This window comes from Aquimarina aquimarini, from assembly GCF_900299535.1.
In the GTDB taxonomy this organism is placed as follows: Bacteria; Bacteroidota; Bacteroidia; order Flavobacteriales; family Flavobacteriaceae; genus Aquimarina; species Aquimarina aquimarini.
Map to the genome: position 1 here is coordinate 1 of NZ_OMKE01000006.1, position 15,118 is coordinate 15,118.

Consider the following 15,118-nt stretch of genomic DNA (forward strand, 5'->3'; position numbering starts at 1 on the left):
TCATAAAATATAATTTAGGATTTATCATAGGGGGAGGGGTAATTGGCATATTTGGGATATACTTGTATAGCACTAGTATAGAAGAAAAAAAAATTATGTATTTAAGTTTGCTAACTACCCTATATGCGGCTATACTGTATAGGATAATGTGGAATTTGTTTGTCAAATGGTTTGGTAGAGAGCCAGAAGATACTTCTTTTAAATATCACGTTAAATTCCCAGGTGCCATGTTTGGTATTTTATATGGAATATTGATAACTGTTGTTCCCTTTTTAAGTATTGTACTGATAGGAGATTAAGGGGCTGGTTTTAGCAAATTAGGCACTTTTGGGTCTTATGAAGATGATTTTCTTTTACGCTAAATTCAAAGTATAACTGGTATAACCTTTTTTATAGCCTTTATTTATTGCAAATTGATCAGGGAATTTCAGAGGGTTTTACCTCTTAGAAATATTCATTGCAACTCTTATTTTATTTACTTTCAAGATATAAACCCAAACAGCATTCTTTATAATATTTTGTCTATTAATGAGTTAACTCATTAATACATAACTTTTAAATACCATTAAACCATGTTTAAAAAAACAACAAACTCAGTAATTTTTAATACAAGTAGCTGTTCCTGGCAACAGTTGATTTGTACGACCTTATTTCTAGCAGTAATTCTCTCTGTTTTCCCCCACGGTACAGTAACATACCCACCAAGTCGTGTTTGGAATTGTTTTCAAGAAGGCCCAGAAAGCCCAGATTCTCCTCCTTGTATTGACGCGGTAGCCTCTCATGGTACTCAAGCATTATATGATTGGAATGAAATTAACCAAGCAAATGCTAATGGTAATCACAGGCAATATATTATGGATGGAAATCTAGCTAGTGGTGGTAGACCTGAAAAATATGGAGGCATGGATCAAATTAGACCTGATTGGGTATCCACACTTGTATCTCCTGGACCACTTACAGTTACCTGGACAAACCATGCTCCTCACGCAACAGCTTATTATGAAGTATATATCACCAAAGAAAGCTGGTCTCCTGATCAGCCATTAACATGGGACAGTCTTGTTCTTCTAGTACGAACACCTCCAAGCGGACCCGAAAGAATTGTTAATATCCCTGTAACGCTACCTGCCAGAACAGGTAAACATGTTATTTATAGCATCTGGCAACGATCTGATAGTGCAGAAGCATTTTACTCAGCTAGTGACATCCATTTTGATGGAGGAGGTTCTGATACACAGGCGCCTTCTACTCCTACTGGTTTAGGGGCATCAAATGCTACCCAAACTACAGCCGATCTTTCTTGGAGTGCTTCTACTGATAATGTAGCTGTAACTGGATACGATGTATACCAAGGAGATACTGTTATTGCAACTGTAACTGGTACTTCATACCAAGTAACTGGATTAACGGCAAATACCTCATATCCTTTTAGAGTAAAAGCTAAAGATGCTGCAAATAATCAATCTGGTTTTAGTAATACTGTAACTGTAACTACACTAGGAGGAGGTTCTGATACACAGCCCCCTTCTACCCCAGCCAGTTTAGCCACATCAAATGCTACGCAAACTACAATCAACCTTTCTTGGAACGCTGCTACCGATAATGTCGCTGTGACTGGATATGATATATACCAAGGAAATACCGTGATTGCAACTGCAACTGGTACTACATATCAAGCTACTGGATTAACAGCGAATACCTCATATTCTTATAGAGTAAAAGCCAAGGATGCTGCTGGTAATCAATCCGGTTTTAGCAACACTGCAACTGCAACTACACTTCCTGATACTGGAGGAGGAAACTGTGCTGGAATACCACAATATGCAGCAGGAACTTCCTATAGCCAAAACGAAGAAGTACAAAATGAAGGAGCAAAATATTCATGTAAAACTTCAGGATGGTGCTCTTCTTCTGCAGCTTGGGCGTATGCTCCAGGTACTGGTACTTATTGGCAACAAGCTTGGACAAAAACAGGAGATTGTAGTGGTGGAGCTTCTGATACACAAGCACCTTCTGTTCCTACAAGTTTAAGCACATCAAATGCTACACAAACTACAGTAAATCTTTCTTGGAATGCTGCTACTGATAATGTAGCTGTAACAGGATATGACGTTTACCAAGGAAATACTGTTATTGCTACTGCAACTAGCACTACATATCAAGCTACTGGATTAACAGCAAATACCTCATATTCTTATAGAGTAAAAGCTAAGGATGCTGCAGGCAATCAATCTGGTTTTAGTAATACCGCAACCGTAACTACACCTCCTGGTACTGGAGGAGGGAACTGTGCAGGCATCTCACAATATGTAGCAGGAACTTCTTATAGTCAAAATGAGGAAGTACAAAATGCAGGAGGAAAATATACATGTAATATCCCTGGTTGGTGTTCTTCTACAGCAGCTTGGGCATTTGCCCCAGGTACTGGTTCATCTTGGCAACAAGCTTGGACAAAAACAGGAGATTGTAGTGCAACAGCATTATACACCCTATTCCCTACAGCAACACAAGATATCATCAATCTTACAATAAAGGCTGAGAATGCTTCATCAGTAAAAATAAAGTTATACGATTTTACTGGAAAACTACTAAGGTCTCATAAGTACCAAAGAACTCAAAAATCTATAATACAAGATTTATCTAACCTTAAAGAAGGTCTATATATATTTAAAATATATATAGATGATAAAGTGTATACAGAGAGAATTCTTAAAAAGTAATCATTAAAAATTATATTCGGGTAGCTAGTTTTCTATAACTACCCGAATTTAAGCTACAATTGATAATAGTATAGTATTATCTATACATGTTAAAACACCGAAGATTTAAATCTTCGGTGTTTTTTTTAATTTTAAATGCTTTATAGTAATACGAGTTATGGATAAGAATTTCGTATAAAGAGCTTGAATTATTTTGTGCTAGATTAAGGCATAAAATTAAAGAATAGCCTTAGCTATTGTTGAATTTTATAACACAGATATAGTGCAAAAGAAACAAACTACATACAAATTTTTATGTGTAAATCGTATAAGAGGTATCGTTAAAAAGAAAATCGTCTAAAAATTACTTTTCAGACGATCCTTTTTATGATAGTTATTATAGTATCTAAACTTGTTGGCTAATTATTTGCATTAACCGCTGGGCAATTACAGTTCCATCTTTCTTTACGTTTTCCAAAATCATACCCTAAAGTAAGCTGGTGAAAACCACCATCACTAAGCACTACAGAATTAGATTGATAGCTATAGGTATATCCTACTAGCCATTTCTTATAGTTAACTCCTAAAAACGGGGTTACATATTGTAATTGCTGACTCTTTATTGAGCTTCCATCTTCAGAATATTCTGCTCCATCCAAACTACGTCTATACGATAATCCTCCCCATAGAGTAGCTGTTCCTAAATTATAATACACTTTTGCATTAGCATCTACAGTACTTTCTTTGGTTTGATCTGTAGCTTGATACATAAACGATGGCTCTATACTTAATGGTGAGTTTCTTATGCCAAATAAATACCCCGTAGAAAAGATATACCTACGCTGATTGTTTGATTCTTGTATTGGAGTATTATTATCAAAAATATCTCGAGTCGTTGGCAAAATATTTTTTACGGTAAAATGTGCATACCATTCTAAAAAATTATACGATAATCCAACATCCATATTATAATACGAATCTTTTTGCACTCTATCTAAGATAACAGGATCGGGATCAAATACATCATCAAGTCCTCTGAGATCAACATTGGATTGTATAAATCCTCCGCTAAGCCCAAAAGATAACATATTCAAATCTGTTCTATCTCTAGAAAATAACAAATGATATGCATAGGTAAGGTAAATACCTGTTTGAGAGAATCGACCATTCTCATCTCTGTACAAAATACCACCTAAACCAGATTTTTCTCCTGCTCTAAAATTTACATTCAACGTTTGTAAATTAGGTGCATTACTTACATCAAACCATTGTTTTCTGGCAGTAAGTCTTACTTTATTAGCATTTGATGCTCCAGCCATAGCAGGATGAACCAGATACAAATTATCAGAAAGATAATCTGCATATACTGGAATTCCTTCTTGAGAATAGACAAATGGAGATACTAGTACTAATACTACTACATAGATTTTTTTTAAGTTCATTTGGGTACTATTATTTACTGGGGCTAAATAGAATTAGTGAATTCAAGCTATTAAAAATAATGTTTCAATAATTAGAATCCCACTATTATTTTAAAAATAATTATTGTATTTCAATCTCTCCAAAGATATAAATTTTTAACAGAACAATAGATTTGCATACCCTTGATTGTATTCGTTAAAAAATACGAGCATTCTGCAAACGATTCAGATATCGTTTTGCTTTTTAGTAAATTTGCCAAAAACAAACACATGGAAAAGAAATTTGAAGTAAAAATAGAAGCTACTTCGAACCCTGGAATAGTCAAATTCGAAGCAAACTATTTTTTAACACAACATACGAGTTATGAGTTTGAAAATATAGATCAAGCAAAAAACTCCCCTCTTGCTCAGCAATTATTCTATTTACCATTTGTAAAAAGAGTTTTTATTGCCCAGAACTTTGTTGCTATAGACAAGTATGATATTGTAGAATGGTCAGATGTGCAAGAAGAAGTAGCAGAACAAATAGAAAACTACCTAAATAGCGAACAACCAATTATTCTGGAGACTGAAACCAAGTCTACAAAAAAAGTTCCGATTACTATCTATGCAGAAAGTACCCCAAATCCTGCCGTATTAAAATTTGTTGCTAATAAAAAATTGGTAACTGCTGGACATGAATTCAAAAACATAGATGATGCCAGTGAATCACCTCTTGTAAAAGAATTATTTCATTTCCCATTTGTAAAAGAAGTTTATATTGATGAAAACTATATCTCTATAGGCAAATATGACATGGCCGATTGGAATGATATTACTTTAGAAATCAGAGAATTTCTACGCAATTACCTAGAACAAGGTAAAGAAGTTTTATCTGCCAATGCCACTGCAACCAAAAAAGAAGTAGAAAATCAGGTTCATACTGATTTTGAAAACCTGGATGATATCTCAAAAGATATAATAAGTATTATTGATGAATATATAAAACCTGCAGTAGCTAGTGATGGGGGAAACATACTATTTGATTCGTATGACCCAGAAAGTAAAGCTGTAAAAGTTGTTTTACAAGGAGCTTGTAGCGGTTGTCCTTCTTCTACTTTTACGTTGAAAAATGGAATAGAAAATATGCTTAAAGAGATGTTGAAAGACAAAGTTTCTACTGTAGAAGCTATAAATGGATAAACAGTTTACCTTATCTAAGCAAATTATAGCTGGGTAAGCTTACAAAATTCTTATTTGAAAAAAATTGACATTTATTGACTATAAAAGAAAAAAAACAAAGGAGAAAAATATCGGTTTTATCTATCGACATACAGTTGATCGATAAATTCATAGTTACATCGACAATCTCTATAAAATAAAGCATCTCATTTTTTAGATAAAGCATCGGTTTATCGTATCTTAGAGTCTCTTTATTAGATTTTTAACTTAAAAAACTCACAAAATGGCAATTATTAAAGTTATTGAAGTACTGGCTAACTCTGAAACAAGTTGGGAAGATGCAACTAGAAATGCAATAAAGCAAGCTAGTAAATCTGTAAAAAACATTAGATCTGCATATGTAGCAGAACAAAGTGTAGTGGTTAATGATAATGATGTAGCAGAATTTAGAGTAAACCTAAAAATTTCTTTTGAGGTAAAATAATTACTTCATTTTCTATTTTATAAAAAGCATTCTGAATTATTCAGGATGCTTTTTATATTTTTAGACATTGCTTATAAATACACTTCTGTGAAACATTCTTATAGCATCTTATTAATACTCTTGTTCATCACATGCACAAGTCAAAACAAGCCTTCTATGCAACAACATACATATACCAATGATTTGATTCATGAAACTAGCCCTTACCTATTACAACATGCTCACAACCCAGTGAATTGGAAACCTTGGAACGAGTCTACACTAGAACAAGCTAAAAAAGAAAATAAACTTATCATTGTAAGTATAGGGTATGCCGCATGCCATTGGTGTCATGTTATGGAGCACGAGAGTTTTGAAGATCCAAAAGTTGCAGAAATTATGAATTCGAACTATATAAACATCAAGGTGGATCGAGAAGAACGCCCTGATGTAGATCAAGTGTATATGAGTGCGGTACAAATGATGACTGGTAGTGGTGGCTGGCCGCTCAATGTTGTCACTTTACCAGACGGAAGACCTGTGTGGGGAGGCACATATTTTCCGAAAGCAAATTGGGTAGATGCTCTAAAGCAAATTTCTAATTTATATCAAAAACAACCTGACAAATTAGAAGAATATGCATCAAAACTAGAGCAAGGAATCAAAGCTATTGACCTTATCGAAACCAATACAGATGAAATTCATTTTGACAATGATTTTATAGCTACCTCAATAAAGAAATGGCAATCAACTTTTGATCATCAAAAAGGAGGAACAAAGCGTGTTCCTAAATTCATGATGCCCAACAATTATCATTTTCTTTTGAGATATGCATACCAGACAAAAGATGAGAAACTATTAGATTTTGTAAAAAATACCTTGACCAAAATATCATTTGGAGGGGTATATGACCACGTAGGAGGAGGTTTTGCACGATATTCTACTGATGAGAAATGGCACGTTCCTCACTTTGAGAAAATGTTATATGATAATGCACAACTGGTCAGCCTATATTCTGATGCTTTCTTGGTTACAAAGGATCAATGGTATAAAGATGTAGTATACGAGACATTAGATTTTATATCTAGAGAGTTCACTACTACAGAAGGGGCATTTTACTCATCACTAGATGCTGATAGCATGACTCCTGAAGGTGAATTGGAAGAAGGCGCATTTTATGTCTGGACCAAAGAAGAGCTAAAAAAACTTCTACTTGACGACTATTCTCTTTTTGCTGAGTATTACAACATAAACACCTATGGTTTTTGGGAAAAAGGAAATTATGTGTTGATTAGAAAAGATAGTGACCACAAGTTTTGCCTTGACAACAACATTAATAATGAAGAGCTGGCAAAAAAAGTACTTAGATGGAAAAAAATCTTACTACATACGCGAGAAAAACGTTCTCTACCAAGATTAGATGACAAAACACTAACCTCATGGAATGCACTGATGCTAAAAGGATATCTGGATGCGTATCGGGTATTTGGAGAGAAAAAGTTTTTGGAAGCCGCAATTCATAACGCACATTTTATTAAAGACAAGCAATTAAAAAAAGATAATTCATTATTTCACAATTACAAAAATGGAAAAAGTACTATCAATGGCTATCTAGAAGATTATGCAATTGTAATTGAAGCTTTTATCACTCTCTATCAAAATACATTTGATACAACATGGTTAAACATATCCAATCAACTTACAGAATATACCTTGACACATTTTTTTAATAAAGATAAAAATCTGTTTTATTTCACTTCTGATCAAGACCCTAAACTCATCACTAGAACTGTTGAATATACAGATAATGTAATTCCTGCATCTAATTCTATTATGGCCAAAAATTTATTCTTATTATCACATTACTATGATCGCTCAGATTATAAAGAAATAAGTAAGCGAATGTTGCACAACATAAAACCACAAATTGGTTCTTATGCCTCTGGATATTCAAATTGGTTGGATCTTATGCTAAATTTTTCTTTTGATTTTTATGAACTGGTAATCATAGGCAAAGATGCCAAAACCAAATTAAAGGAATTAAACAAAACGTATATTCCTAATAAATTAATTGCAGGAAGTTTATCTGATTCTGACCAAATATTACTCAAAAATAGATTTGTTGAAAATAAAACTCTATTCTATTTATGCGTAAATAACGCCTGTAAATATCCTGTTGAAGAGCTGAGCGATATCTTGCCCTTAAATTAACTTTTTTATTTTATCTAATCTTTATTTACATTTTAACAAATTATATCTCTAAGATCGCTATTTCATTTATAGCTAGATCATTATAAATAACACTAAAACTTAATATTTGTTAAATAAATTTAATTGAATTTTACAGTTTAAAAAACCATTACACAACATAAATCACATATTAGCAACGATTTACACTACAATAAATGTCTTTTTTTACGGTTTTTCCTCAGTGAAATTATGTGAAATATATGTTAAAACGTGTTTTTTATTGCTAATAATGAATCATTCCTCTTATTGCTATTAAATAATTCGTAATAATTTGAACAAAAATCAATATTATTTGCATTAATTGTGTTATTTCTTTAAATTGTTAACACCTAAATAAAGAAAACTATGAGAAAAATACTACTTTTATTATGTTTAGTGATTTCATCTTCACTTTTTGCCCAATTGCCCAGAAATTTATTGACACCTACTTCTAGAATTCATATGTATGATGAATACAATGGCAGTGTTTATATGAAAAGCAGGTACAAAGAATCAAGTGTTATTGATGAAAAATCGGGAACTTTTGATGCCAAACTCAAATACAATGTTTTTTCTGATGCTTTAGAATATAATTCAAAATCAGATTTATTTGAAGTTATTAAATCTCCCACGGTACATGCACGAATAGATGGCGATTATTTCTACTATTGTGACTTCAAAAACCAAAGAAACAGTGACCGAAAAGGATACTATGTATTGGTTGAGTTATCAGACAGATATCGCATTTATAAACGTTTTACACTAAAAATTAAAGATCCACCAGTAAAAACAGGTATTATAGACGGAATTACGGAGCCTGGATCTATTAGAATGATTACCACCTACTATCTAGAAGAGTCTGGTATTATCATGGAGTTACCTATGAATAAGAAAGAGATGCTTGCTACATTTAGCGATAAGCATGATGAGCTAAAAGCATATCTAAAAAAGGAAAGTATTCGCCTAAAAAAAGAAGAAGACCTTATTAGATTAGTAGCACGATATAATGCTTTAAAAAGCACAGATGCTACCCCGTCACAAAGTCTTTTAAGTAATAGGGGTCGAAATAACTAACATCCTCAAAGTCTTGTCTCAAAAATTTAGGATAACTTAACATTGCCATCTCATTTGCAGATGGCAATTTGTTTTGTATAAAAACAGCATTAACATCGTTACAAATTTTTGAAAATTTATCTACTCCGTTACCTATAAAATATACTTTTTTATCCTTTAAATATGTTTGAAAAGAAGTCTCAGTAAGGATCTCTGCCTTTGTTTCTCGAACCTCATCATACCTCATACTTTCAAAAACTGCTGAATACACCTCCATCCTACGAGCATCTATCATAGGAACTACATAAGCCCCTTCTTCTGTTATCTGTATGGCTAATGATTCTAAGGTTGGTATCGAAATCAAAGGAATATCCAATGCGTAACACAATCCTTTTGCCGCAGAAACACCTATCCTTAGCCCTGTATAAGAACCAGGTCCTTTGCTAACAGAAATAGCAGAAAGATCACTTATATCAATCCCAGCACCTTTGATTACGTCGTTTATAAAATTATGTAATCGCTCTGCGTGAGAATATGAACTATTATAATCTTCTTTGAGTTGAATTATTTTGTCATCCTTGGCTAATGCCACTGAGCAATTTGTAGTTGAAGTTTCTATACAAAGAATATAAGCCATCTATCAAATATTTTGAGCAAAGATAACTTAATTAAAAACTATTTTTTTGAACTAATTCTGTCTTAGTATAAAAAAGAATATACAATGCTAGATGTAGTTCTACTGCTTTTTGGGATCAGAGATCGTTACTTTATCACCTGATTTTAATATTTTGGTAACTATATTATAAGGCCCTGTAATAACAGACTCTCCTACTTTTAAACCGCTTACTACCTCAATATTACCGTCATCTTGAATTCCTGTTTTTATTACCCTCAGCTTTGCAGTTTCTCCATTTTTTATAAATACACATTCAAATTTTTCATCTGAATTTGAAGTTATTTTTTTCTCAACAGTAGTTTCTGTTATAGCCGTTGTATCATTTTTGATTACTATCGAACTTATCGGAACCCCAATGATATTTTCTCTTTTTTCTGTGATAACATCAACGGTAGCCGTCATTCCAGGTCGAAATGGAGAATAATTATCGGGTTTACCCTCAATAAGATCGGCATATGATTCTTCAAGAATTCTAACTTTTACTTTAAAATTAGTTACTTGATCGGCACTCATGGTACTTTCTGCAGAATTTGCAATTTCTGTAACAATTCCTTTGAATTTCTTTTTAAGATATGCATCTACCTCAACAATCGTAGCATCATTAATTTCTACTTTAACAATATCATTTTCATTCACATCCACCTCTACCTCCATGTTGTTCAGGTTTGCCACCCTTACAATTTCTGTTCCTGCCATTTGTTGTGTACCTACTACTCGCTCTCCCAACTCTACAGATAGCTTAGATATTGTACCTGTCATAGGAGCATAGATAGAGGTTCTACTCAAATTATCTTTGGCTTCATTTACCGTTGCTTGTGCACTTCTTACATTATAATACGCTGATTGTTTGGCCGCCTTTGCTCCTTCATATGAAGATATAATTTTATCCCATTCTGCCTTAGATATCACCCCTTTTTCAAACAGACCTTTATTACGCTCATAATTTAATTCTGACTCTTTTAAACTTGCCTCTGCTTGTCGTAACCCTGCTCTTATATTCTCTAGAGTTGCTTGTGATCGATTGAGTCCTGATTGAATAATATCTGGATTAATACGAACCAATAAGTCTCCTTTTTGTACTTGTTGCCCTTCTTTTATAGGTAAATCTATAATTTCCCCAGATACTTCTGAAGAAAGTTTCACTTCTACTTCTGGCTGTATTTTTCCTGTAGCAGAAACAGTTTCTGTAATAGCTATTTTCTCAATTTTTGCAACAGAAACTTCCTTGTAATTTCCACTTTTACCGAACCAACCTGATTTTTTTCCATATACCAGAAGGATCATTAGCAGGACTACTGCACCTAAAACAAAAAGTAATTTCTTTGTACTCATAATCTAATTCAATGTTGGTTCTATTGTATTCATATAATTACCTATCCTTACTCAAGAATCAGAAAACTATACTTTATAATTTTATATCAGCGATCTTTATTCCAAAATAAAGTTCCAATACTTTTAGTTTAAAAATGTAATCAAATTTATTACGCACTTCTTGACTTTGTGCATTTTCTAATCTAAATTTTGATTGACTAAAATCAAATGCATTGGTCAATCCTACATCATAACGATCTTTTGCGTACTCATATGCTCTTTCTTGTGCTTTTACAGACACCTGTGCAGCTTCGTAGGCCTCTGCCGCCCCTTTTGCATCTAAATAAGCTTGATATACATTACTATCTAGGTCTAGCTCTGCTTGCTCCAATTGAAACTCAGTACGTTTTACATTTACTTTACTTCGTTTAACAGAACTTCTTACTGTAAACCCATTAAAAATAGGTACTGAGAGTGACAAGCCATAAGAAATACCATCATTGGTATACAACTGATCTATAAATGGTGCTGCATTTTGTTCTGCAAGAAGAAAATTTGGTGTTTGACTAATTACATTTTGCCCAGTTCCTTCTACTACCCCAATATTTTGTGTCAATACAGGATTGTTTGCATCTAAAACTCTAGCAAAAGGCTTTGCTCCTGATTCTCTGGTATTATAATTAAACGTACCATTTAATGTTGGGTAATATGCCCCTCTAGATATTTCAAGATTTTTTTCTGCAATCAATTTATTCTGCTCTGCTATCTGCACTTCATACCTAGACTCTCTAGCTTTTGCAATTACTTGATCTATAGGCTTATTTAATATTTCTGATGCAGGAACCAAATATTCTTGTTCAGCAATATCAAAATCTGCATAATTTTTGATCAGTAATCGTTGTGCTAATCCTATTAATGCTATTTGTACAGCATTCTCTGCTTGTACGATTCTTGTTAACTCATCTGCAGAGGTAGCTTCAATCTCTAATAAGTCTCCTTGCGGCAATACTCCAGCATCTACTAAATCTTTGGTACGTTGTAGTTGCTCTAAAGTAATCTCATGTTGCTTCTCTATCACTTTTAGTGATTCTTTATTCAACAACACTTGCAAATAACTATTTGCTATAAACAGTACTATATCATCTTTGGTCTTACCAAGATTATACTGGCTTAGTAATTGATTTAGCTTTGCTCTTTGAAAGGTTTTTATATTCCTTAAACCACTAAATAATGTTACCCCCATAGACACTCCATAATTTGAACTTCTAAATGTTTGTGTCTTATTTTCATTTGTAATTGGGTCTGGAGTTAAACCTGAACTCCAAAAATTTGATACATTCGCATTTAATGAGGGCAAAAAATTACCCATTGCATCTAGCTGATCAATCTTTGAAGCCTCTATATCTAGTGCAGATTGCTTTATAGAAATATTGTTTTCTAATGCATATTCTACACACTCTCTTAGTGTCCATTTCTTTTCTTGTGCTTGCATACTTGTAATTCCAAAAAATGCGATACACAAAATTAAAATCTTACTTTTCATAAGTTTAGAATTTAAAGCTTCTTTATATAATGACAACCTGCTTAAATCTCTTACTATTACTTTCATACTATGGTATTGGTATATGATTGACTGATGTTGTTACAGATTATTAGAAAATTATTTTAGTCTTGACTTTCTTTACTTTCCTTTTTGATAGGTTCTGTTTTATTCCAGACTTTAATATTTTCTTTTTCAGTTATTCCTGATAAGATTTCAACATTAATTCCATCAGAAAGTCCTATCTCTAAGTCTCTTCTTTCAAACTCTTGATCTCCTGTTTCTATCTCTACATAAGGATCTTCTGTTTCTTTATCGAATTGTAACAATGCTTCTTTTATAGCTAAAACATCTTGCTTTGTATCTAATACTATTGAGGCATTTGCACTATATCCTGCTCTAATAAAATATGATTCATCTAGAAATACCTCTCCTTCAATTTTAAATTGAACAGCCCCTTGTTCTTCACTTCCCTTGGGTGCAATAAATTTTAGTTTTGCATCAAATTCTTTATCTCTTATTGCTCCTAGACTCACATTGAGTGGCATATCTATTTTTAATTTATTTACCTCTGCCTCATCTACTTTTCCTTCAAAAATCATTTTATTTAAATCTGCTATAGTAGCAATGGTTGTCCCATCATTAAAATTATTACTTTCGATTACCTGATCTCCTTCTTTTACTGGTATCTCTAGGATAGTTCCTGATACAGTTGCTCGAATATTGGTGTTTGCCATAGAGGAGCCTCCTGCAGACCCTACTCGTATAATTTGAAGATCACTTCTTGAATTAGACAAATCCTGCTTTGCTTGATTGTATTGTAAATTTATATTATTAAAATCCTGACTAGAAATAACCCCTTTATCAAAAAGTGCTTTATTTCTATCATATTCAATTTTGGCATTATCCAAAACGATTTGGGAGTTTTTTACTCGACCTCTGGCACTGTTTAATGATTGCTCATTGGGCACCACTTTTACTTTTGCTATTAGATCTCCCGTTTTTATGGAAGCTCCTTCTTCGACATAAATTTTTTCTATAATTCCTGAAATCTGAGGTTTGATCTGTACTTCATCTTCTGGAACTACTTTTCCTGTTGCAACGGTTTTTTCTTCAATCGATGTTCTAAATGCTTTTTCGGTAGTAAATACAATTGGTGATTTACTATTAGAATCGATTAAGTATTTTCCTGAAAAACCAAGCGCAACTACTAATAACACTACTAACAGGATTTTAAAAAACTTTTTCATCTGATTTCTGATTGATTTAATTATTCTAAATTATTAATTTATTCTTCTCTTAATGCTTCTATTGGCTTAATACTTACGGCTTTTTGTGCAGGAATAAGACCTATTAAGGTCCCTAATAATACAATGGCTAATAGTGCTCCTGTTGCTGCAAAGAAATCTACTGTTGGATTTAAAATAGGTATATCGTCATTATTACCTATTGCAGTATTAATTCCCCAAAGCAATAAAGTTCCAAAAATAAAACCTAACAATCCTGCTACAAAGGTGAGCATGATTGACTCCAACATGATCTGTCCTCTAACTTCTGCAGGAGTTGCTCCTAGTGCTCTACGTACTCCTATTTCTCTTGTACGCTCTTTTACAGTAATCAAAAGAACATTACCTATTGCAATTACACCTGCAATAAGAGTGGCAATACCGACAATATAGGTAATCAATCTCATCCCTGATAAAAAACCATTTACCTTTGCTACCTCTTCACCCAAATTAAAACTTCCAAAAGCTTGTGTATCTTCTGCATGTACATTATGCATTCTTTTGAGCAATGTTTTTATAGTTTTTTCTGTATCTACAATATTTCTATCTGCTTTGGCTGTAATAACCATCCAGGATATATCTTTTCCCTGATTAAAAATTTTCTGAAATGTAGTGAATGGTAAAAAAATAGAATCATTTCCTTCAAATCCAGTTTGTGTGGGCTTGTACACTCCTATTACTTTAAAATAAATCCCGTTTACCTTAACATATCCTCCTATTGGGTCTTCATCTTTTTCATAAAACTGTTTATAGATATCTTCACCTATAACACAAACCTTACGCTCGTACTTTATATCTTCTTCATTAATAAATCTTCCCCCGTCAAATATTTTTTTCTTTGATACCTTATCTATCGTTGGATAATCTCCAAATATTTTAAAAGCACCAGATTTAGATCCTTTTACAAATTGACCAGGTGGTGTTCCCCATTGTCCTGTAACATTACGTGGGGTGATATACTCTATAGCTGTTACTTTTGATTTTAATGCCTCGACATCATCTAATGTAAGTTGCATTCTGCGCCCTCTTTTGAATCCTTCATTAGGCATACTGGTTTGTTGCCCCCAAAGAAACATTGTATTGGTTGCAAAGTCATTAAACTGACTTCTAAAGCTATTATCAAGGCCTTTTGCCATTCCTAAAAGGAATACAAATAAAAACACCCCCCAAGTCACCCCAATAACTGTAATTATCGTTCTGATCTTATTTTTGCGAATCGCGCCATAAATCTCTTGCCAAGTATCTCTCTCAAATATAAATTTCATCATGTTATATCTAT

At 33.1% G+C, this 15,118-nt stretch carries 12 protein-coding genes; 6 read left to right on the plus strand and 6 right to left on the minus strand.

The annotated features are described in order from the left end of the window. A partial coding sequence (locus tag DG508_RS01595) for a hypothetical protein (RefSeq protein WP_159090594.1) occupies positions 1–299 on the plus strand: 299 nt, incomplete at its 5' end. A 273-nt stretch (positions 300–572) separates the two neighbouring features. Beyond that, positions 573–2,720 carry a lytic polysaccharide monooxygenase gene (locus DG508_RS21230; RefSeq protein ID WP_234418152.1) on the plus strand — a complete coding sequence of 716 codons (2,148 nt, stop codon included), beginning with the start codon at positions 573–575 and terminating at the stop codon, positions 2,718–2,720. A 398-nt stretch (positions 2,721–3,118) separates the two neighbouring features. On the opposite strand, the gene DG508_RS01615 is transcribed toward DG508_RS21230, so the two are convergent. Continuing rightward, complete coding sequence (locus DG508_RS01615) at positions 3,119–4,141, minus strand: PorP/SprF family type IX secretion system membrane protein (protein WP_108866474.1); 1,023 nt, start codon at positions 4,139–4,141, stop codon at positions 3,119–3,121. A gap of 249 nt (positions 4,142–4,390) precedes the next feature. On the opposite strand from DG508_RS01615, the gene DG508_RS01620 reads away from it, so the two are divergent. The 4 genes from DG508_RS01620 to DG508_RS01635 all read left to right on the plus strand — a co-directional run bounded on the left by DG508_RS01620 (position 4,391) and on the right by DG508_RS01635 (position 9,047). Further along, positions 4,391–5,302: a NifU family protein gene (locus tag DG508_RS01620; RefSeq protein ID WP_108866475.1), complete on the plus strand. Its 912-nt coding sequence runs from the start codon at positions 4,391–4,393 to the stop codon at positions 5,300–5,302. A gap of 262 nt (positions 5,303–5,564) precedes the next feature. Beyond that, entirely contained in the window at positions 5,565–5,765 is a 201-nt protein-coding gene (locus DG508_RS01625; RefSeq protein WP_108866476.1) for a dodecin family protein, read from the plus strand. Between the two features lie 156 nt (positions 5,766–5,921). Beyond that, positions 5,922–7,955, plus strand: coding sequence for a thioredoxin domain-containing protein (locus tag DG508_RS01630; protein ID WP_108866477.1), 2,034 nt, complete (start codon positions 5,922–5,924; stop codon positions 7,953–7,955). 384 nt (positions 7,956–8,339) lie between these two features. Further along, on the plus strand, positions 8,340–9,047 hold the full coding sequence (locus DG508_RS01635; RefSeq protein WP_108866478.1) for a hypothetical protein: 708 nt from the start codon (positions 8,340–8,342) through the stop codon (positions 9,045–9,047). Here DG508_RS01635 and tsaB read toward each other — a convergent pair. The 5 genes from tsaB to DG508_RS01660 all read right to left on the minus strand — a co-directional run bounded on the left by tsaB (position 9,001) and on the right by DG508_RS01660 (position 15,107). Beyond that, the gene (tsaB, locus tag DG508_RS01640) at positions 9,001–9,663 is read right to left on the minus strand and encodes a tRNA (adenosine(37)-N6)-threonylcarbamoyltransferase complex dimerization subunit type 1 TsaB (protein WP_108866479.1); all 663 of its coding nucleotides are present in this window, start codon (positions 9,661–9,663) and stop codon (positions 9,001–9,003) included. The genes DG508_RS01635 and tsaB overlap by 47 nt on opposite strands. Before the next feature lie 99 nt (positions 9,664–9,762). Continuing rightward, complete coding sequence (locus DG508_RS01645) at positions 9,763–11,034, minus strand: efflux RND transporter periplasmic adaptor subunit (protein WP_108866480.1); 1,272 nt, start codon at positions 11,032–11,034, stop codon at positions 9,763–9,765. 73 nt (positions 11,035–11,107) lie between these two features. Next, complete coding sequence (locus DG508_RS01650; RefSeq protein WP_234418153.1) at positions 11,108–12,622, minus strand: TolC family protein; 1,515 nt, start codon at positions 12,620–12,622, stop codon at positions 11,108–11,110. Positions 12,623–12,678: 56 nt separating this feature from the next. Beyond that, complete coding sequence (locus DG508_RS01655) at positions 12,679–13,803, minus strand: efflux RND transporter periplasmic adaptor subunit (protein WP_108866481.1); 1,125 nt, start codon at positions 13,801–13,803, stop codon at positions 12,679–12,681. A gap of 38 nt (positions 13,804–13,841) precedes the next feature. Further along, positions 13,842–15,107, minus strand: coding sequence for an ABC transporter permease (locus DG508_RS01660; RefSeq protein ID WP_328515261.1), 1,266 nt, complete (start codon positions 15,105–15,107; stop codon positions 13,842–13,844). Between the last annotated feature and the right edge of the window lie 11 nt (positions 15,108–15,118).